The following is a 21,817-nucleotide window of genomic DNA, read 5'->3' as shown; positions in this document are numbered from 1 at the left end:
ATGAAAAAATTTATAATTCATACAATTGGGATTTTAATTACTTTTTTAATTGTATTTATACTCTTAGATTTTACTTATACAACTGTTTATGAAAATTCTGTCCCAAGAACTAAATTTCAGTATTTAAGAAGTTTGAAAAATACTAAAGTGGATTATATTTTCTTAGGTTCTTCCAGAGTGGAAAATGGAATTGATCCATTCATCATAATAAGTAAAACTCAAAAAAAGTGTATCAATTTAGGATATGAGGCAGCCAAACTGGGTGATATTTATACGGTTTTGCAATTGTTGAAATCCTATTCTATTGCCACAGATACTGTGTTTATTCAAGTCGATTATATTTTTGATATTAAAGGAAAATCGATTAATTTACCATACGAAATGACTCCGTTTATCAGAGACAATAAAGTAACCAAGAACTATTTGCTTGATTATGTAGGAAAAGATCCAAGTGTATATTATGTTCCCTTCACAAGGTATTTAGGGAGTGATCAAAAGATTGGTTTTAGAGAATTTTTAGCAAATTTGGTTGGCAGTAAAACCGCAGTAGCAGAACAAAAGGGATATAGTCCTTTAACAGGGCAAGCTAATGAAAGTATTAATAAAAACCATTCTTCTTTACCAGCCTCTATTGCATCGCATAGTCTCTACTATGAAAAAATAAAAAAATTTGGCGCCGAAAATAATATAAAAATTGTCTTCTTTTGTGCTCCTTTTTGCAGGCATGTCAAAAATCTGGATTATGTCAAAAAACTAAAAACTAAAATTCCAGATCTATATGATTTTTCTACTGTCATACAAGAGGGTTCGCTGTTTGTGAATTGTTTTCATTTGAATGAGTTAGGTGCAACTGAATTCACTGAAATCTTTGCAGAGGAACTATTTAAAAATAATAAAAAATAATAAAAACAACATGTTCTTCAACTCTTTAACTTTTGCCGTTTTCCTGCCTATTGTATTTGTGTTGTATTGGTTTGTTTTTAATAAAACCAAAAGCACTCAAAATGCAGTACTCATTATTGCGAGCTATTATTTTTATTCCTGTTGGGATTGGCGTTTTTTGTTCTTGCTGGTTTTCTCTACTTTTTTAGATTATTATACCGGTATTCGGATAGAAAAAGCCAAGACAGAACTTGGACGAAAATTTTGGTTTTGGTTGAGTATCAGTGTAAATTTGGGTTTCTTGGGAGTATTTAAATATTATAATTTTTTTGCAGATTCTTTCTCCCAATTGTTAAATGGATTCGGGCTGCAAACAAGTCCCTTATTACTGAACGTTATTCTGCCAGTGGGTATTTCCTTTTATACGTTTCACGGATTATCGTATGTAATTGATATTTATTTAAAAAGAATTAAGGCAGAATATAATTTTGTAGATTACTCTTTATTTGTCAGTTATTTTCCATTACTCGTGGCGGGGCCTATTGAAAGAGCGACGCATTTATTGCCTCAAGTGAAAGTAAAACGCAGTTTTGACTATCAAAAAGCCAAAGAAGGAATCTTTCAGTTTGTTTGGGGATTGGTCAAAAAAGTGGTTATAGCGGATACCTGTGCGACCTATGCCAATGCGATTTTTGATGATTACGAATCGATGAACTCCTTGTCACTGATTCTTGGCGCCGTTTATTTCGCCTTCCAGATTTATGGTGATTTTTCAGGTTATTCGGATATGGCATTGGGAATGTCTAAATTGTTTGGCATCGATTTATTGCGTAATTTTAATTATCCGTATTTTTCCAGAGATATTGCCGAGTTTTGGCGGCGTTGGCACATTTCGCTTTCGTCTTGGTTTCGAGACTATTTATACATTCCGTTGGGCGGTAGCAGTGGTGGTACGGCGATGAAAATCCGCAATACGTTTATAATTTTTTTGGTCAGTGGTTTTTGGCATGGCGCCAATTGGACTTTTATTGCCTGGGGTTTCATTAACGCTTTGTATTTTTTACCGTTGTTACTTTTGAAACGGAATCGGACTAACATGGAAACAGTATCCTTAGATTGGGATGTAGTCTCCGTTAAAGTTTTCTTTAGCATTTTTAGTACGTTTGCATTAACCTGCTTGGCGTGGATTTTCTTCCGGGTAAAATCGATAGGAGATGCTTTTGAATATATTGGTCGTATTTTTACCAATAGAATTTTTGAATCACAGTATTTGGAAAACGAGCGTTACAATTATGAAATCATTATTTTAATATTTGCTTTTATTATTGTGGAATGGAACAGCCGTATGCAAACAGAACCCATTTCCGGGAAATACAGTTATTTGAAATTAACGTTATGCTTTGCAGCAATTGTAGCGTTGGGAACGTATTCCGATTATAAAGAATTTATTTATTTTCAGTTTTGATATAAATAAGGAAATTGATTGTAATTTGTTTCTGCTTAGTATAAACTTTCGAAGTGATAAAGCGTCTCGACTGTACTTCGACTTCGCTCAGTATAAACTTTCGACGTGACAAGAATGAGTACGATTTCAGATCGAGTCCTTCGTCTACACTCAGGACAAGCTATAGTCGAATTGTCAAATCGAGTCCTTCGTCTACGCTCAGGACAAGCTATAGTCGAGATTCGTTTAATTTAAAATAAAACAGTATATGAAATTCTACTATGTATATATTCTTCGTTGTATTGACGATTCACTATACGTAGGTTTGACTTCTGATATTGAGAGAAGAGTTATGGAACATAATATGGGTAAATATCCAGAAGCCTATACGTACAGTAGAAGACCGGTTTTATTAGTTTTTTATCAGGATTTTACCGATCCTAATCAGGCTATCGAATTTGAAATAAAAATAAAAAAATGGAGTAGGATGAAAAAACAAGCGCTAATTGATGAAAATTTTGACAAATTACAAGATTTATCAGAATGTAGAAATGCAACGCATCATAAATACAAATCGGATTTTGAAGATATAGAAGAATAGTTTGACTAAGCGTCTCGACTGCGCTCGACGTGACAAAGAAAGTAGTTTAATTGTCAAATCGAGCGCAGTCGAGATTCATAAAGACATAAAAGCGTCTCGACTGCACTCGACGTGACATAGTGAGAAGTTTAATTATCAAATCGAGTCCTTCGTCTACGCTCGACGTGACAAAAGATTGGTTTGTCAAATCGAGGTGTCAAATACTATACGTTAAAATACTAGAATAATAATACAGAATAAAACAACAATGAAGCAGTTTTTAATTTTTTCACTCAAAACCCTCGTGTTACTACTTTTACTGTTGGTGGTATTGGATTTTTTGTACACCACTGTTTATTTACAGTCTTCGAATAGAGGGAAAATTGATTATGTTTACAACTCAAAGGCTCGAAATTATGACGTGGTGATTTTAGGATCTTCGAGGGCGAATAATCATTTTGTAGCACCACTATTTGAACAAAAAGGATTGAAAACCTTTAATTACGGCATGAGTGGGGGGCATTTGTTTGAAGCTTCTTTATTATTGAAATTAATGACAGAGCGTCATTATAAAATAAAAAATGTGATACTGGAAGCTGATTTGAATTTAGCTAATGAACAGGAGTCTGAGAGTGTAGCTTCTAAATTTTTACCCTACATACACCGTTCTAAAGTGATTGAAGCACACTTTATACAACAGCCTCATTTTTGGGCTAACTATTATATTCCTTTTTACAGGTATATTGTTTTTGACCCACAAATTGGTTTTCGGGAAATGTGTAATATGGTAATGCAAAAACCAACAAAACTGTTGGATCATCTAGGGTATTATCCTTTAGGCAAAAATCCGAATGCGAATATGAAAAATGATTTAACGAATCTAAAACCGTTACACAATAGATATTACGAAGAAATAAAGCATCTTTGTAAAGCGAATCATATTAACCTGATAGCTGTTATGACGCCTATGTGTTCCAATACTAAAGGATTAAATTATTTTGAGAAAGTAAAGGCAATCTATCCTGAAATTCATAATTATGAAAATGTGGTAGAAGGTGATCAATATTTTTCTTCTTGTGGACATATGAATGATGTAGGGGCCCAAAAGTTTACTACAATAATTTTAAATGATTTTTTTAAATAAACCTGAGGATGTATAAAACATAAAGGAAGCCTATTACGGATTTTCTTAAATGGAAAACTCGGAGAAGAACCAGTAAATCCTCTGAGAATATTTTAAAAAATATATAATGATAATTAGGAAATAATGAAGCTATGAATATAAAGAATTTAATTAAAAATGCATTTGGTATAACTAATATAAAATTTATTAAATCTTGGTATAGAAGTTCAAATGAGAAGATGCTTATTGACCAAAGACGTAAATTTTATGCTCAATTTCTTAAATCAGACAGCATTTTTTTTGATATTGGCGCAAATTATGGCAACAGAATTGAGCCTTTAATAAATAATAACATAAAAATTATTGCGATTGAACCGCAAATAGAATGCGTTAGATATCTAAGAAAAAAATATGGAAAAAAAATAACAATACTTCAAAATGGTGTTGGTCAAGACATTGAAACCAAATTAATGTATATATCCACTAATGCGAATATTTTATCTTCCTTCTCAAGAGAATGGATTGATTCAACTAAAAATAGTGGAAGATTTAAAAAGATTAGCTGGGATAAAACTCGAACTATAGATATGATTACCTTAGATTCTTTAATCGCAAGATACGGAAATCCAGATTTTATAAAAATTGATGTTGAGGGTTTTGAGTTGGAAGTGCTCAAAGGACTTACTCAAAATGTAAATGTATTATCATTAGAATATACCGTTCCTGAGCGTAAAGAGGCATTAATAGATTGTTTATCTTATTTAAATAACTTGTCAGATTCAAAGATTTTGTTCAATTACTGTATAACAGAAAATACAGAATTTTCTTTGCCACAATGGGTTGATTTTAATGAAATAATTATGTTGGTTTCTACTGATGCATTTTTAAATACTCAATTTGGAGATGTTTATGTAAAATTCAATTAATAATTGTAATAAATAAACTATGCATATTGCCTTTCTTACTCCTGAATATCCTCATGAAAAAGTAGCCCACGCTGCCGGTATTGGTACCAGTATCCGAAATTTAGTTGTTACTTTGGCTAAAAAAAAAATTAAAGTTTCGGTTTTTGTGTATGGACAGCAAGAAGATGCTGTGTTTACCGAAGATGGAATTACAATTCATTTGATCAAATACAGAAAGTATAAATTCATGGGTTGGTATTGGCATCGAAAATACCTTCAAAACTACCTCAATAATGAAATACTTACTAAAAAAATTGATGCTGTAGAAGTACCGGATTGGACTGGAATTACTGCTTTTATGCGTTTAAAAGTGCCATTGGTAATTCGGTTTCATGGAAGTGATACTTATTTTTGCCATATTGAAAAGCGTCATCAAAAATTGAAAAATTATTGGTTCGAAAAGCTGGCTGTTAAGAATGCCGAAGCTTTTATTGCGCCTACTACTTATGCGGGAAATATCTCTAAGAAATTATTCGGGATAAAAAATAAACTGGTACAAACTATCCATTACGGACTTGAATTGAACCGTTTTGAAAATCCAAATCCTGCGCTTTTTGAAAAGGGACTGTTATTGTATATAGGTACGGTAATACGTAAGAAAGGCGTGTTTGAACTGCCTGAAATTTTTAAAAAAGTTAGATTGCTATTTCCGGAGGCGAAACTGGTTTTGATTGGTGGAGATTCGTCGGATGTACAAACAGGCAGTCATTCGACTTGGCAAATGCTTCAAAAAGAATTTGACACTAATGATTTAGAAAAAGTAACTTACCTTGGGAAAATACCCTATCAGGATATTCAAAACTACATAAAGCAAGCACACGTTTGCATATTTCCCAGCTTCGCAGAAACCTTGGGGATGGTTACTATAGAATCAATGGCGCTACAAAAACCAGTGGTTAATACTAATATAGGATGGGCACAAGAATTAATTGCAGATGGCGAAACTGGTTTTTTGGTTCATCCGAAAGATCATACTCTTTATGCTGATAAAATATTAGAGTTCTTAGCGGATTCTAACCTTTGTCTGACAATGGGAGGAAACGCCAGAAAACGTGTGGAAGCAATTTTTGACATAGAAAAAATTGCACAGCAAAACATCCTTTTTTATCAATCTATAATAGGCCAATCGTGATTGTTGTTTATCATCAAAATAACCGTATAGTTAAAGTTGTATCTACTCACAATGAATTGATTCCTTTTGATATGGATTCTAGCGTTGCTGCCGTGCTTATGAAATTAGCCCATCAGTTTCCTGAGGAGCTTATTGTGTGGTGTCATCAATTGCTGGAAAATAGCTTGAATATTGAAAAGATTGCAACGCTTTTTCATCATAATAAAATGATGCTTTCTTATACTGAAACTAATACTCGTTTCTTAGGAAATGGAATAGGTTTTGTGGAAGAATCCCCTTTTATTAAAGTCAATAACAAGTGTACTTATCCTACTTGGTTAATGAGTAGTGAGGTTGGAGTGATTCATGCTTCAGTGTTAAAATTGATAGGAAGTACTATAAAAGCCGACGCTAATTTTGATTATTTTTTAAACTCAGTGGCAAAAGTTGGGATGATTTTGGGTTTGTTGTGTTATTCTGAGCCTCAACTGCTATTGAAAAACGCAATACATCCTATTTTTCAAAAAGCCAATTTATTTGTTTTATTTCGTTTTGTGAAACAACACTATAAAAAGCGTTGGATAGTGTTGTTATTTTTGAATTTACTTGTTTTCGAAAAACGATTTCCCCTTTTACCATTGTTATATTCTTTGTTTTTTAAAAGCCGAAAAAAAATAGCACTCAACCTAGATATTATTCCAGTACAGTCCACTTTGACAGTTATTGATAAAAAAACGATTGATGTAATCATTCCCACCATTGGTCGGAAACCTTATTTACATGACGTTTTATGCGATTTGGCGCAACAAACTCATCTGCCAGTTCATGTAATTATTATAGAGCAAAATCCACAGCCTGGCAGTATTTCAGAATTGGATTTTTTGACAAATGAAACTTGGCCTTTTATCATTAAACATACTTTTACCCATCAAGCTGGTGCTTGTAATGCCCGTAATTTGGCCTTTAGCCAGGTAGAAAGTGAATGGGTATTCTTGAATGATGATGATAATCGTTTCGGCGAAAGGTTGGTGGAAACCGTTTTGAGTAAAATACAGCAGTTTGGGATTTCAGTACTTACAACTGCTTATCTACAGAAAAATGAACCCCAACGCTACGGCATTATCAATCAATCGGGGATTTTTGGTTCCGGTAATAGTTTTGTAAAAGCCTGTTGTCTGACTACCGTCTCTTTTGATATGGCGTTAGAGTTTGGTTATGGTGAAGATATTGATTTTGGGGTGCAATTGAGAAACAAAGGGTTTGATATTATTTATTTCCCAGAAATACGTATTTTGCACCTTAAAGCGCCTATGGGAGGGTTTAGAATTAAAGTAAAACAGTTGTGGGATGCTGAAATTGTTCAGCCTAAACCATCGGCTACCATCATGTATGTTTTTTTTAAACATTACACACAACAACAACTTTTAGGTTATAAACTAGTTTTATTTATTAAATTATTAAAAAAACAATCAATTTATAATTATTTCGTCTTTCTAAAAGAATATCAAAAAAAATGGGAGAAGAGTCAATATTGGGCCAGTAAATTATAATTAATGAAAATAAGTAGAAAGAAAATCAGTTTTCTAATCACACATTACAACAGACCATTAGATTTATTGAAATGTTTAAAAGCAATAAAAAGCCTTAATATTTCAGATTCTGAAATTGTAGTATGTGACGATGCAAGTCAGGACAAACATTTAGAAACAATAAAAGACTACGAAATTGATCAGTTAATTGTTGCTAAAACGAATCAAGGACTTGCTGCTAATATTAACAAGGGCATTAAAGCTTGCCAAGGGGAGTATATTATTTATTGTCAGGAAGATTTTGTTTTAAATGTTCAGATTAGTAATCTTTTGCGAGAATTTTTAGAGCTATTAGATTCACGGAAAGTGGATATGATTCGATTTACATCTAATTCACCTTTCAATAAATTAATTCCTTTAACCGCTGCAGTTTCTTTAATTCCAAAATTTTCGTTCCGAAATTTTTTATTGAATTATTATCAATACAGCGATCATCCTTTCATTATTAAAAAGAGTTTTTATCTTAGATATGGGACTTATCTTGAAAATACTTCAGGAAGATATGGAGAAACAGAATATGCTATAAGAATTTTAAAATCGGATGCTAAAATTGCTATAACAAAAAAAAACTTAGCATCATTAATTGAGGGCAGTGTCTCGGTACTGGCCCATGAATCTAATCGGGATAACAAAATTTTCACAATAAATAAATCATATTTGAAAGTAGGGCGTGCTTTACGATTGTATTTAGAATGTTTCTTATATAACAAATCTAAAAGAGGATTAATTACCTATAAAAATTTGAGACAAAAATAAAATGGTATTAAATGCTTAAATTATATACAGATAATCAATACATTACTCCAGCGAACCGGCGGATTGTTTTTCCTTTACTTTTTGATTTGTGTTACACCAATAATTTGAAACTTTTAGAAAAGTATCAAATGGTATCTCATATTGACGATTGCGATATAGTAGTTGTTCCTGTAGATATTATACATTTTATTGAAAGCAATAAGAAAGAATGGCTTTATGCGTTTATAGACACAGCTCTTGGACTGCAAAAAAAAGTTTGGGTATATACCGCAGGAGATTTTGGATATAGTATCAATAAGTCAGTATTTACTTTTAGAATGAGTGGGTTTAATTCGAAATTTGATTCTAACACCTTTATTCTGCCATCATTTATCGAGGATCCGTATACTAGAATTCAAAAAGAATTCAGACCTATTGTAAAAACGTTATTGCCTAAAGTTGGTTTTGTAGGTCATGCAAGCCCTTCGGCTTCAAAATGGATAAAAGAAGCATTATTGTATTTATTTCATAATTATAAACGGGTGACTAAACAGCGCTATACGGATTATCAACCGTTTTATCCTTCAAGTATAAAAAGGTATCAATTCTTATCTTTATTGCAAAAAAGTGACCAAATAGGGACTCATTTTATTTTCAGGAATCAATATAGAGCTGGTGTCAAAACTGAAGCAGATAAAAACAAGACAACTCTTGCCTTTTTCGAAAATATAGAAGCAAATCCTTATACGTTTTGCCTTAGAGGTGCCGGAAATTATTCAGTACGGTTTTATGAGACTTTAGCTATGGGACGAATTCCTTTCGTAGTTGACACTGATTTTAGGTTACCTTTGGAAGGAATTGTTAATTGGAAAAAACATTGTATTATTGTTTCAGGTAAAAATTTAAGGGACGCATTGATTGAATTTCATCAAAAAATAAGCCATGAAGATTTTGAGAAAATGCAAACTAATAACCGAAATTTATGGTTAAATCATTTAAATAGAGAAGCATACTTCACAACCATATATTCCGTTTTTAAAGAAAAAGTATAAATGAAATTTTCCTTAATAATCTGCACTTACATGCGTCCGCAACCATTGTTGAAATTGTTGCAATCCGTTCGGGAACAAACCCTATATCCAAATGAAATTTTAATCATAGATGGCTCAACAAACGAGGAAACGAGTATTGTTTTAAAAAAAAATCAATTTGAAAATTTAAAATATTTTTTGGTTCCACTGGAACACCGTGGGCTAACCAAACAGAGGAATTATGGAATAGAGCGAGTAGGAAATGAGATGGAAACAGTTTGTTTTCTCGATGATGATACTGTATTAAAAAATGATTATTTTGAGCAACTCTTACAAACCTATCAAATTTATCCCGAAGCTTTAGGAGCTGGCGGTTATATCATAAATGAGTCAGAATGCGAGTTTGTAGGGGAGAATTATTCTCCAAAAATAGATGAATATTATTATGACGGCTGGAAACGTGTTGATGGCAGTCGATTTGTACTTAGAAAGAAGCTAGGGTTGGATAGTGATTGTCTACCTGGTTTTTCGACCTTATTTTCGCATGGACGGAGCGTTGGCTTTTTGCCGCCCAGTGGTAAAATATATCAAGTAGAAATGCTGATGGGAGGTGTTTCTTCCTTTAGAAAAAAAGTATTTGAAACTTTGCAATTTTCTACTTATTTTGAGGGCTATGGGTTGTATGAAGATGCTGATTTTACGTTGCGCGTAGCGAAGATAGGAAAGCTATATTTAAATACTTCAGCCCAATTAAATCATTTTCATGATGACTTGGGAAGACCGAATCAATATCAATACGGTAAAATGGTGGTGCGTAATGGATGGTATGTATGGCGTACAAAGAATCCAAAACCACTTTTCAACGCGAAACTGAAATGGCATTCCATTACTATCCTTTTAACTCTAATACGCTATAGCAATGCTTTCACGACGATGGGAAGGGCGGCAGCCTTTAGCGAAGCGTTAGGGAGAACAGTGGGATGGTGGAGTTTATTATTTAATAAACCAAAAATCAATAAGTAATGACTTTCGTTATAATTACTCATGTGCCCCATATCCTATCGCAAAATCAGTATTTTGCTTATGGTCCTTATGTTAGAGAAATGAATATTTGGACGAAATATGCCGATCGTATAATTATTGTAGCTCCTAAAACATATACAGAAAGAACTGTTATAGATGTTGCGTATGACCATGATACCATTAAATTTGTAGCTATTGAAAATTTTGATATTCTAAATTTAAAATCTACTTTAAAAACTATTTTTAAAATACCTAAAGTTAGTTGGTCTATTTTTAAAGCCATGCAAGAGGCAGATCACATTCATTTGCGATGTCCTGGTAATGCGGGTCTTTTAGGTACTATTATTCAAATAGCATTTCCTAAGAAAATAAAAACAGCTAAATATGCCGGCAATTGGGATCCCAAATCAAAGCAGCCTAAAACGTACAAATTACAGCAGTGTATTTTGAGTAATACTTTTCTGACGCGGAAGATGCAGGTTTTGGTGTATGGAGAATGGAAAGGGAGTTCCATAAATATTAAATCTTTTTTTACGGCAACTTATACCGAAGCAGATAAATTACCTTTTTCTAAAAAAGTGATATCAGAACGAATTAATTTTATTTTTGTGGGTGCTTTAGTAAAAGGGAAAAATCCGATCTATGCTATTCAATTGATAGAGGCACTAGCTAAAAAAGGGAATAATGTTCATCTAAGTTTATATGGTGAAGGAGCTGAACGCAAATTATTAGAATCTTATATTTTAAAAAATAAGTTAGAAAAAAATATTTCTTTAGAAGGGAATCATAGTCAAGAAACCGTTAAAAAGGCCTATCAAGAAAGTCATTTTGTGATTTTGCCCTCTGACAGTGAAGGTTGGCCAAAAGCTATTGCAGAAGGCATGTTTTGGGGTTGTGTTCCAATAGCTACGGCAGTTTCCTGTGTGCCTTTTATGTTGGATTATGGGAAAAGAGGAGTTTTAGTAACTTTGGATTTAGGCAATGATATAAGACAAATTTCGGACTGTATATTCCATGAAACTCTTTATTCTACAATGTCAATCGCAGCAGAAAAATGGTCTCAACAATTTACTTTGAATTTGTTTGAACAAAAAATTAATCGTTTAATGGCAAATTAGTGTATATTGCTATTTTTGTTTAACAAAATTAATTTAAATGTATAAAGAGGGTGTTTATTTTCAAGATCCAAATCGCCATAGTGAAGATGCTACCTATAAGGTCGAAGCTATCAAAAAAATATTATTTAGATATTTAAAAGAAAATAGTATACAGATTTCCTCTTATGCAGATGTTGGCTGTGGTTCAGGAGAAATAATTAAATTATTAGGGAAAGAATTAAAACTAAACTTTCATACACTCCAAGTCTTAAAAGGATTTGATGTTTCACCCCATGTCGAAAAATTAGAAGACGATCATGTAGATTTCTTATTGCAAGACTTTACTAAATCAAATGAAAATTTTGATTTAGTTACCTTAAATGATGTCTTTGAACATGTTGTTAATCCAATATCTTTTTTGACAGAAGTTGGTAAGAGGGCAAAGTATGTCGTTATGCATATTCCATTAGAAGACTGTTTGTCCGTCAATATTAGAAATTTGCAAAAAAGAAAAATTGTAGACCCAGGGCATTTAATTTTTTTAAATATTAATAGTGCTGTAAACTTAATCACCTATTCTGGATTAAAAATTGTGGATTATGATTATTCTATTGAATCAATTAATGCACCTTCCAATAAATTAACAATCTTACAAAAAGTGGCATATCCTTTTAAGTACCTTTTATTAAAAGCTAATCCGTATTTGTATTCCAGAATTTTCGGAATCAGCTTAATAATTATAGCCGAAGGAATTGATTATGGCCATGAGAAATAATTTAATAATACTTCAAATTGTAGATTCACTTGAGATTGGCGGTACCGAGCGCATGAGTGCTAATATTTATAATACACTGACTGCAAGTGGCATTGAAAATTATTTGGTCGTTTCAAGAAAAGCAGGCCCTATTTATAATTTTATCACTGAAAAAAGTAATGTGTTATTCTTGCACAAAAAAAACACTATAGATTTTTTTGCCTTTTACAGGCTCTTCAAATTAATTAGAGCAATCAAGCCTTCAATAATTCATGTGCATCAAACGTCCATCTATTGGGGGTTTATTTTAAAATTACTATCTCCAAGAATTATTTTGATCTGGCATGATCATTGGGGATTTAGCGATTTATTAAAGGATTCTGACCGAAAAACAATTAAGTTTTTTTCTTTTTTAATAGATGGTGTAGTCTGTGTGAATGTTAAAATAAGAGAATGGAATATCCGAAATTTAAAAGTTAACCAATCACAGATTATTTACATCCCTAATTTTCCATTGGTTCAGGTAAAGCAAAGGATTCAAAACGATATTCCAATATTATTATGCTTAGCAAATATTAGAAACCAGAAAGATCATTTAAATTTAGTTGAGGCTTGCGCTTTATTGAAAAGTCAAAAAGTTACTTTTAAATTATTTTTAGCCGGTTCTTTAGAAGATAAATATTGGGTAGAAAAAGTTAAAAAAAAGGTTGCTTCTTCAAATCTTAGTGAAGAGGTGTTTTTTTTGGGTTCTGTCATAAATATTTCTGAACTTCTAAGTAAAGCTGATGTTGGGGTTTTAAGTTCTGTTAGTGAAGGATTGCCAGTTGCACTTTTGGAATATGGTTTGGCTGGTTTGCCTGTTGTTTGTACCGATGTTGGTCAATGTAAAGAAGTTTTAGGAAATGGAGTTTATGGATGGATTGTTCCTCCGAAATCACCTGAAGCGTTAGCATCTGCTATTAAAGAGGCTCTTTTTAACAAAGAATTAGCTAATAAAAAGGCAATTGGATTGAAGAAAAATATAATTAAAAATTATGGTTCGGGTATTTTTATTGAAAGTTATTTTGATTTAACGAGCAAGATTAGTGGCTTTAAAGAGCTTAAGAAACTAATTTAAAAAAATAATAATTGCTTAGAAAATAGTTACCAATGAAAAAAGAAGATCAACCTTATCTCTATTTAGTTCTATTCCACGTAGTGGTTGGTGCATTGGGCTTTTTGTTGCCTTTTACAGCAAAGATTTATGGGTATTCGATTTTTATTTACGGGGTTTATTACATAATAAAAAAACAGAATAGAAATAACGAAGCGTTGATTGCCGCGGCGTATGTTGTAGGAAGTGAAGTTTTTTTGAGGATGACCGGTGGTAATCCACTTTATGAGATTTCTAAGTATGGGGTGATGGTCTTTATTTTGATTGGGATGTATTACAGTGGTTTTTCTAAAGGTGCGGTGCCCTACTGGATTTTTCTATTATTGTTGGTCCCAAGTGTCATTATTTCGACTTTCACATTGAATTTTGATACTAATATTCGAAAGGCCATTGCGTTTAATATTTCCGGTCCCGTTTGTTTGGGGCTTGCTTCCTTGTATACGTTCCGGCGTAAAATTGCATTAGCAGAAATCAACAGTGTATTGTTAAGTATGGGATTGCCTATTATTACTTGTATGGTGTACCTTACTTTTTATACTCCCAATGTTCAGGATGTTGTAACCGGAACGCAATCTAATTTTCAAACTTCTGGAGGTTATGGTCCCAATCAGGTGGCCACCATTTTAGGTTTGGGTATGTTTATTTTCTTTTCCAGATTAATACTGGATTCTAAAACAAAATTCCAAGTGATACTTAATTTGATTATTGCCTCAAATATTACCTACCGTGGGATGCTGACATTTTCTAGAGGTGGAATGATAACGGGTTTCCTAATGATCATTCTGTTACTGGTATTTTTGTATTTTAAATCTAATTTTGGAGGAAGGGTTAAGTTAAATTATATTATTGTTTTATTAATGGGAGCCATGATCGCAACATGGTCCTATACCTCATTTCAAACAGGTGGTCTTATTGACAAACGGTATGCTAATCAAGATGCTGCTGGAAGGGTTAAAAAAAGTCAATTTACTGGTAGAGAAGAAGTTGCCCAAAACGAGATAAATACATTTTTAAAGAACCCTATTTTTGGGGTAGGAGTCGGAAAGGGGGCTGAAGTTCGTGAGCAGGAAACTGGAATTAAAGTGTTATCGCATGACGAAATTACGCGGATGTTAGCGGAGCATGGTTCGTTGGGTATCGTAGCGTTGTTACTTTTGTTTTTTACGCCGCTGGTTTTGTATTTGGAAAATAAGTTTAATATGTTTTTGTTGTGTTTTATTGCCTTTTGGTTTTTGACGATTAATCATGCTGCGATGCGTACCGCCGCACCAGCTTTTGTGTATTCTTTATCTCTGTTGAATGTGCAGTTGGGATTTCCCAAGAAAAAGAGTATTGTAGAAGAAGAGTAGAGAATAGAAATTAAAGGGAATATAGAACTAAGAAATAATTGCTAAATTTTTTCGGTTTGTCCTAATCCCAAAGAAAGTTGAAAATTATTTTGATTGCTGATATTTTCGTTTTACCATAGCTTAAAGGGAGCCGAAAATTTGTAACTAACTTTTTAAATGATACTTTATAGATTTTATTGGATAAAAGATTAGACCGATTAATGTTCGTAAACCTTATTTTTATGCATTTTGACGGATTTTTTGTAGCATTTCATTGTCAATTTTCTGCAATTAAAAAATTTATTAGGTTAAAAAGTAAGTTTTGTTAAAAAAATTAATATATCATAATTTTAATTTGATACAAAAGTACTAAATTGCGTCAAAACCCCAATACACAAATGTTTTCATTTGACAAAATGCATTTTGAAATATCAGAGCGAAAGATGATTCTTCGGCTTTTTGATGTTTTGTTCGTTTTGACGGCTTTGTACGTTACCGGAAACGTATTTGCTTTTGATTATTTTACGGTATCTGCCACAAATTATTATTGGGTTATCGTTTTGGCAATTTACATTAATGTATTTGGTACTATTTTCGAAATGTACAATCTTCAGGTGGCCAGCAACCAATATCAAGTGTTGAGAAGTACACTTATTACTGTTTCTACCACCGTTTTAGTGTATTTGCTGACCCCATTTTTTTCCCCGCAACTGCCTTCCAACCGACTCCAAATTCTATTGTTTTTTCTGGTCATTTTTCTGGCATTGTTCATCTGGAGAATGATGTATGTTGCTTTTTTAGCCTCCAACCGATTTTTTCAGAAAGCCATATTAATTTGTGATCAGGAACAGGTCCAAGAGCTCATTTTAGGCCTAGAAAATATTGATCCGCATTATAAAATAATTGGTTTTGTTAATACGGATGCCAATGAAGAGGAAATGGAAGAATATCATTATGTACAACACATCAAAAGAGATCATTTATTTTCTTTTGTCAAGGAAAATGGGATTTCTGAAATTGTTATTGCTTCCCAAAAAACGGAGGGGATCACTCCTGAGTTGTACCAGCAATTGCTGCATTTATTAGAGTCTGGAAATATTATTCGAGAATACACCCAGGTTTACGAAAGTAAAACGCAACGTATTCCAGTACAGTATATGTCTCGCGATTTTTATCGCTTTTTCCCCTTCAGTCGAAGCAATCAAAATAAATTATACCGATTGACCATGCGTATTTTTGAGATTGCCATTTCTTTGTCCGGTCTTGTTATAGGTGCGTTTTTGTTTCCATTGATACTGGTGGGAAATGCTATCGGGAATAGGGGATGTTTATTTTATTCGCAAGAGCGTGTAGGAAAAGACGGAGCTGTTTTTAAAATTTTGAAATTCCGAACGATGGTTAAAAATGCCGAATCTAATGGTGCTGTTTTTACCGCTACCAATGATTCCAGAGTGACTGTGTTTGGAAAATTTTTACGCAAAACCAGAATGGATGAATTTCCTCAGTTTATTAATATTTTAAAAGGTGACATGGCTGTTATTGGTCCGCGTCCGGAACGTCCTGTTTTTGTAAAAGAAATTGCTGAAATAATGCCTTTTTATGAGACGAGACACATTATTAAACCGGGTCTTACCGGTTGGGCGCAAGTCAATTATTCGTACGGGGAAACCATTGATGATAGTTTAATCAAGCTGCAATATGACCTTTATTACATAAAGCACCGCAGTATTTATCTGGATTTGAACATTGCTTTTAAAACAATAACTACCGTTTTGTTTTATAGGGGCCAGTAGTTATTATTATTATTATTTATTTTGGAGTTCAGTTTTGTCGGTTTTTTACCACAGATTTAAACGAATTAAATTCAAAATGGTGATTTATTTTAGGACTATCTGTACCGACTACAAAATAATTATTTCAGTCATGAAGTACACGAATTCATACATTAAAAAAAATTAGCGAATTAGCAGTTGAATACTAATTGTTAAAAGGAATTTTACTAAAAGTATTAAAACGGTTGCTTAGATAATGATAGGAATGCGTTTCTTATTTTGAATAGCCATTCTCACTAAAACAACTCCGCTACAAACTACCAATGGCAATACTAACACCAAATGTGCTTTGTTGATTATAAAGAAGAAATAAACTACTAATGATAGTATATTGAACAGCGCCAAATTATAAATTCCCTTTTTGTTTTTTGTCCAATAAAAATAAAGAAATCCTAATAATGATGGGTTGAAAAGTAGAATATTGTAGTTGTATCCTAATTCCGGATGTAGCGAATAAAACCCAACAAACGCAAAGAATATTCCAAGTATTGCCATGATGCTGAGGTAGAACAAATCGATGCTTTTCTTGTTTATAAAAACGATAAAACTAAGCAGTATAAAATACGTGTAGGGATTATTCCAACTAGACATAGGAACATCATTTTTGAATTCGATTATGGTTTTGTTTTGCTTTGCCAATGGTTGGTTTTGAAAAGAAACTTTTTTCAGGCTTTTCTGTAATTCAAACGGGAGAAATATTTTGCTTCCTAACTGATCTACTTTTTGACCAAAAATAATACTGGTTCCTAATTTTTCATAAAAATGACCGTCAAAATACGGGTATAATATAGTTCTGTAGGTGATATCAGTATCGGTATTTTTTACAATGGCAACAGTGTCCAATGTTTTATTGATGATGTCAACCACCATCGAGGTGCAATTTTTGTCGATGAATTTGTAGGTATAATGACTTTCACCGGAAGCCAAAGAAGTATTCAGGTTGTCAAAGAGTTTTTGTTTTAAATTGAGAGGAATATTCAGTTCCTGCTCATAAACGGATCTTTTTTCAAACTGATATTGATTGATAAAATTAGGATAGGAGTGTGCTACAGCAAAATATTGCAAGTTTCCTTTTATGAATTTCATCACGAAATTTGGCGTGTTGAAGTCAAAAGCGCCATAATTATACACTACATCAATGGCGTTGGTTGTATCCTGTACTCGAATTGCCGTGTGTCCAAAAAGCGAATAGGATTCATTGCCTGCTCCACAAGTGATTACGCTGACGTGGGTGTTTTTTGATAATTGAATGTTTTGTCCGAAACTAAAATGTACCGTTAGAAATAAGAATAAGAGTAAAACTATTTTTTTGAAAGAAGATTTATGCATGTAGGGGAATGTTAAAATATGGATTACGGATGGCACAGATTGAACTGATTTACGATTCCATTGATTTAATTTGTCTTACAAAGATACTTAAAGAAAACCCGTTGGGTACAATTATTTAAAGTTAAGAAGTCCGAAAATAATTTAAAAATAAACCCATAGAATTATAGAAAAAAAGAGCAGGATAGCCCAATTTTAGGGTAACAAAGCTATGTTTTAAGATAAAAGAGTGAAACGTCTTAATAGAAATACGTAAAAACTATGTTTCTATGCGTTAAAAAAAACTTGAATTACACCCAACGGGTTTACAGGAAGAAAAAAGACGTATAAGGTTTTTTGTCAAACCAGAAACTGTTGTAATTGAAACGGGTTATTGCAACTTGGTATGAAGTTCGAAAAAACTGTTTCAAATTCAATGTTGCTATTTAATTTTAAGTGTCCTTCTAAATTAATTTCTAAACAGTCCCAAATCTACTTTTACCGAAAAAATATTTGAATATAAGGTGGCACTTTGATTGCCTAAATCAGTCAGCGCATAATCAATCTGAATGCCTTTGTATTTAAATCCTAAGCCAATATTGGGTTGGAAACCTACTTTTTCTGTACTGTCCAATTGCTGTACATTTTGAAAATTTCCCACTCCAGCACGAACAAAAACTAAATTAGTATAGCCAAATTCCAATCCCAAAGCCGGGTCGATACTCACAAAATCAGTTGCAATTACATCATTGGTTCTGGCAAAACGCATGTTCACATTGGCTGCAGCCTGAATGCTGTAATCATACCGGATAATAAATTTTTTAGCAATTCCCAGTTGTGCTTTTGGAGCCGTAATCTCGGTACTTTCCGGTAATTCCTGATTTTCTCCGGGTATCGCATTTGCAATTTTCTGATACTCGTCCTCGTCAATATTCCAAACATTATAAGTAGTAGTAATATCGCGAAGCATCAGTCCAAATTGCCAGTCGTTTTTTTCGAATTGTAATCCAACGTCAAAACCAAATCCCCAAGAACTGGCAAATTTCCCGATAATGCGTCGGATGATTTTCGCATTCACGCCATATTGAAATCCGGGAACCGGTAATTTTCGCGCATAAGAAAAAGTGAAGCCGTAATCAGCAGTTGAAAACAAACTGATTCGGTTGTAGTCAATATTCCCTTGGCTGTCGATTAGTTCTGTAGTATTCAAAATATCATCAACTCCAAAACGGATTAATGAGATTCCCCAAGCGCTGCGATCATCTATAGGACTGGCATACGCCAAGTAATCGTATTGCGCGATATTCGCAAAATAATTTGCGTGCATTAAAGACACCTGATGGTCTTCCAGACGGATGAGACCGGCAGGATTCCAATATCCTGAATTGACATCATTGGTTGAAGCCACAACAGTATTTGACATACCTAATGCTGCAGCATCCACGCCGATATTCATAAACTCATTCGAGTATTTCCTAACGACCTGACTGTGCATCAGGGTACTCATCAGAAGGGTTGCTGCTAAAAAGCTTTTTTTCAAGGGTGTCATTTTTACAAACGAAATGTCTGTTTAATTTTTATCAAAAATATAATTTTTTACTGAGGTTATTTCATTTTGCTGTTTAATTTACTGTGTTGGCCGCACGGTTTAGTTTTAAAGTAGTGTTGCTACAGATTAAAATGGTACTCGGATGACAGAGATGAAGCTAGTTTTCGCTGATTTTTTTAAAATAGAATTTTTTCCTGTGGTTGCTTATTCAACATAATAAATTTGAGAACAGAATAATTACCATCAAAACGGCTGATGTTGTCTTTTGCTGTTAAAAAATCTCTATTAAAAAACGTACTTTTCATTGACTTATTATGCTAAATTTGCGACTTTGATTCCTTAAACTTTATTATGATGACTATTAAAAAACATATCCCGAATTTAATTACGCTTCTGAATCTTTTTTGCGGTTGTATCGCATTGGTATTCGCTTTCAACCAAGATTTTGAAATGGCTTTTTATTTTGTTTGTCTGGGTATATTTTTGGATTTTTTTGATGGTTTTTTTGCGCGATTGTTCAACGTTTCCAGTCCGTTGGGATTGCAATTGGATTCTTTGGCTGATATGGTAACCAGCGGTGTGGTTCCGGGTTTGGTAATGTTTCAAATGATGATTAGTCATTCGTCTACCGCAGCGACTGGTCATTTGCAGTTTTTCCCGTATTTAGGTTTTATCATTGCCTTGGGATCTTGCTATCGTTTGGCTAATTTTAATATTGATACCCGTCAAACGGATTCTTTTATTGGTTTGCCAACACCTGCTAATGCGCTGTTTATTCTAAGTCTTCCTTTGGTTTTACAATATACGGATTCTATATTCATCGTTGAGCTATTGACCAATCCATGGTTTCTATTGGTGGTAACGCTATTAAGTGCTTACATGCTGAATGCAGAAATTCCGTTATTCTCTTTGAAAATCAAGAAGTTCAGTTTCAAAGAAAACGCACTTCAAATCGTCTTTTTAACTTGTTCTCTTTTATTGTTAGTTTTCTTTCGCTATTTAGGAATTCCATTGTTAATACTATTTTATGTATTGTTATCGGTTGTGAATAACAAAGTGCTCAAAAAATAGTTTTTGAATGAGAAAACAAACCGTTCGAAGAAAAACTAATGTAATTCGTAAACCAAAAAAGAAAGCAGCTGTTTTCTCCGGAAAGTTGCTACGCTATGCTATTATTACTTTTTTTGTGGTATTGCTCGCCGGAATTGGTTTTCATTATCGAAACGGTTTAGCCTATTATTTTGGTTTTAAGTCGGATAAAATTATTAAGGCTGAGAGAGAAGCCCAACGCATTTCAGATGTTCGAAATTATCAGGTTTTAGAAAAACATGAAGGGAAAAGTATTGGTATTGATGTTTCGGAATATCAAGGCAAAATCCGATGGTCTTACGTTGATACTTTAGAAAAAAAATATCCATTGCATTATGTTTTCATCCGTGCCACGGTTGGGAAAGACAGAAAAGACCGTCAGTTTGATAGGAATTGGCTTGGCGCCAAAGAAAATAAAATGATTCGGGGAGCCTATCATTACTATCGCCCAAATGAAAATTCGCTGGAGCAAGCTGCGCTTTTTATAAAAACGGTTACCCTTCACAAAGGAGATTTACCTCCTGTTTTGGACATTGAAAAATTGCCTAAAAATCAGTCGATTGTCAATCTTAAATTAGGCTTGAAGCGCTGGTTGCATGCTGTAGAATCCCATTACGGTGTTAAGCCAATTATCTATACAGGTGAGCGTTATTATGATGATTTTTTAAAAGAAGAGTTCAGCGATTATCTTTTTTGGATCGCTAATTATAATTTTTACAGGGAGGAAATTGATGAAGACTGGTTGTTTTGGCAATTTACAGAAAAAGCATCGGTTCCAGGAATTAAAGGGAAAGTAGATGTTAATATTTACAATGGAGATTTGCAGCAATTGCAGTTTATTACGGTGGAGTAAATTTTAGTGCTCAGTGCTCAGTATTTAGCTGCCAGGATAAAGTGAACGTTGATTTAGTAGTAAGGCTAAACTTTTAAATATTTATGCCGAATTTTTGAGGATCTAAGATCAGGTAATTGATTAGTTTACCAACTGATTTGCTTTCATTTAATAACTAATTATGAGTATTGTCATTGATATAATTACACTTCACTGCAAATTTCAGCCATACTTATGTTGCTGAGTTTTCAGCATCGGAATCAGGTAATTTGCTTTGAAAATATTTGGGATAAACTCTTTTTCTATAGGCTTCTGCAAAATCAGCGAGGACACTTCTAAAGAAACCTATGATTTGGTCTGTTTAAGAATACATTTCTTCTTTTGGGAAAGATTTT

General features: G+C 33.2%; 19 protein-coding genes. 17 read left to right on the top strand and 2 right to left on the bottom strand.

Annotation, left to right across the window (positions count from 1 at the left end; all coding sequences use genetic code 11):
- The 15 genes from ACP7AT_RS13900 to ACP7AT_RS13830 all read left to right on the top strand — a co-directional run bounded on the left by ACP7AT_RS13900 (position 1) and on the right by ACP7AT_RS13830 (position 16,608).
- A complete protein-coding gene (locus ACP7AT_RS13900; protein ID WP_426064980.1) occupies positions 1–903 on the top strand; it encodes a hypothetical protein in 903 nt (300 codons plus the stop codon).
- Between the two features lie 10 nt (positions 904–913).
- Positions 914–2,347: an MBOAT family O-acyltransferase gene (locus tag ACP7AT_RS13895; protein WP_426064979.1), complete on the top strand. Its 1,434-nt coding sequence runs from the start codon at positions 914–916 to the stop codon at positions 2,345–2,347.
- 247 nt (positions 2,348–2,594) lie between these two features.
- Positions 2,595–2,927: a GIY-YIG nuclease family protein gene (locus tag ACP7AT_RS13890; RefSeq protein ID WP_426064977.1), complete on the top strand. Its 333-nt coding sequence runs from the start codon at positions 2,595–2,597 to the stop codon at positions 2,925–2,927.
- A 283-nt stretch (positions 2,928–3,210) separates the two neighbouring features.
- A complete protein-coding gene (locus ACP7AT_RS13885; RefSeq protein ID WP_426064976.1) occupies positions 3,211–4,050 on the top strand; it encodes a hypothetical protein in 840 nt (279 codons plus the stop codon).
- 131 nt (positions 4,051–4,181) lie between these two features.
- A complete protein-coding gene (locus ACP7AT_RS13880) occupies positions 4,182–4,955 on the top strand; it encodes an FkbM family methyltransferase (RefSeq protein WP_426064975.1) in 774 nt (257 codons plus the stop codon).
- Between the two features lie 19 nt (positions 4,956–4,974).
- The gene (locus tag ACP7AT_RS13875; protein ID WP_426064973.1) at positions 4,975–6,126 is read left to right on the top strand and encodes a glycosyltransferase family 4 protein; all 1,152 of its coding nucleotides are present in this window, start codon (positions 4,975–4,977) and stop codon (positions 6,124–6,126) included.
- Positions 6,123–7,655: a glycosyltransferase family 2 protein gene (locus tag ACP7AT_RS13870; protein ID WP_426064972.1), complete on the top strand. Its 1,533-nt coding sequence runs from the start codon at positions 6,123–6,125 to the stop codon at positions 7,653–7,655. Before ACP7AT_RS13875 ends, ACP7AT_RS13870 begins: the two co-directional genes overlap by 4 nt.
- Positions 7,656–7,658: 3 nt before the next feature.
- A complete protein-coding gene (locus tag ACP7AT_RS13865) occupies positions 7,659–8,450 on the top strand; it encodes a glycosyltransferase family 2 protein (protein ID WP_426064971.1) in 792 nt (263 codons plus the stop codon).
- A gap of 11 nt (positions 8,451–8,461) precedes the next feature.
- On the top strand, positions 8,462–9,481 hold the full coding sequence (locus tag ACP7AT_RS13860) for a hypothetical protein (RefSeq protein WP_426064969.1): 1,020 nt from the start codon (positions 8,462–8,464) through the stop codon (positions 9,479–9,481).
- Positions 9,482–10,483: a glycosyltransferase family 2 protein gene (locus tag ACP7AT_RS13855; protein ID WP_426064967.1), complete on the top strand. Its 1,002-nt coding sequence runs from the start codon at positions 9,482–9,484 to the stop codon at positions 10,481–10,483.
- Complete coding sequence (locus ACP7AT_RS13850; RefSeq protein WP_426064965.1) at positions 10,483–11,601, top strand: glycosyltransferase family 4 protein; 1,119 nt, start codon at positions 10,483–10,485, stop codon at positions 11,599–11,601. The genes ACP7AT_RS13855 and ACP7AT_RS13850 overlap by 1 nt, the downstream gene beginning before the upstream one ends.
- Before the next feature lie 37 nt (positions 11,602–11,638).
- Entirely contained in the window at positions 11,639–12,355 is a 717-nt protein-coding gene (locus ACP7AT_RS13845; RefSeq protein WP_091205800.1) for a class I SAM-dependent methyltransferase, read from the top strand.
- Positions 12,339–13,451 carry a glycosyltransferase family 4 protein gene (locus tag ACP7AT_RS13840; RefSeq protein ID WP_426064963.1) on the top strand — a complete coding sequence of 371 codons (1,113 nt, stop codon included), beginning with the start codon at positions 12,339–12,341 and terminating at the stop codon, positions 13,449–13,451. Before ACP7AT_RS13845 ends, ACP7AT_RS13840 begins: the two co-directional genes overlap by 17 nt.
- Positions 13,452–13,483: 32 nt before the next feature.
- A complete protein-coding gene (locus ACP7AT_RS13835) occupies positions 13,484–14,836 on the top strand; it encodes an O-antigen ligase family protein (protein WP_426064961.1) in 1,353 nt (450 codons plus the stop codon).
- A gap of 377 nt (positions 14,837–15,213) precedes the next feature.
- A complete protein-coding gene (locus tag ACP7AT_RS13830; RefSeq protein WP_426064960.1) occupies positions 15,214–16,608 on the top strand; it encodes a sugar transferase in 1,395 nt (464 codons plus the stop codon).
- 228 nt (positions 16,609–16,836) lie between these two features.
- On the opposite strand, the gene ACP7AT_RS13825 is transcribed toward ACP7AT_RS13830, so the two are convergent.
- Both ACP7AT_RS13825 and ACP7AT_RS13820 read right to left on the bottom strand, forming a co-directional pair.
- On the bottom strand, positions 16,837–17,976 hold the full coding sequence (locus ACP7AT_RS13825; protein ID WP_426064958.1) for a DUF4105 domain-containing protein: 1,140 nt from the start codon (positions 17,974–17,976) through the stop codon (positions 16,837–16,839).
- Positions 17,977–18,421: 445 nt separating this feature from the next.
- Positions 18,422–19,408, bottom strand: a complete 987-nt coding sequence (locus ACP7AT_RS13820) for a PorV/PorQ family protein (RefSeq protein ID WP_426065041.1) — start codon at positions 19,406–19,408, stop codon at positions 18,422–18,424.
- A gap of 447 nt (positions 19,409–19,855) precedes the next feature.
- Here ACP7AT_RS13820 and ACP7AT_RS13815 point away from each other — a divergent pair, with 447 nt between their 5' ends.
- Positions 19,856–20,572 (top strand): CDP-alcohol phosphatidyltransferase family protein, encoded by a 717-nt coding sequence (locus tag ACP7AT_RS13815; RefSeq protein WP_091205974.1) that lies wholly within the window; start codon positions 19,856–19,858, stop codon positions 20,570–20,572.
- A gap of 7 nt (positions 20,573–20,579) precedes the next feature.
- Positions 20,580–21,443 (top strand): glycoside hydrolase family 25 protein, encoded by an 864-nt coding sequence (locus tag ACP7AT_RS13810; RefSeq protein WP_426064957.1) that lies wholly within the window; start codon positions 20,580–20,582, stop codon positions 21,441–21,443.
- Positions 21,444–21,817: the final 374 nt, after the last annotated feature.

The organism is Flavobacterium sp. DSP2-3-1, from assembly GCF_049896865.1.
Lineage (GTDB): Bacteria > Bacteroidota > Bacteroidia > Flavobacteriales > Flavobacteriaceae > Flavobacterium.
Note: the sequence above shows the minus strand (reverse complement) of the source record. Positions and strands in the feature narration are given on the sequence as shown.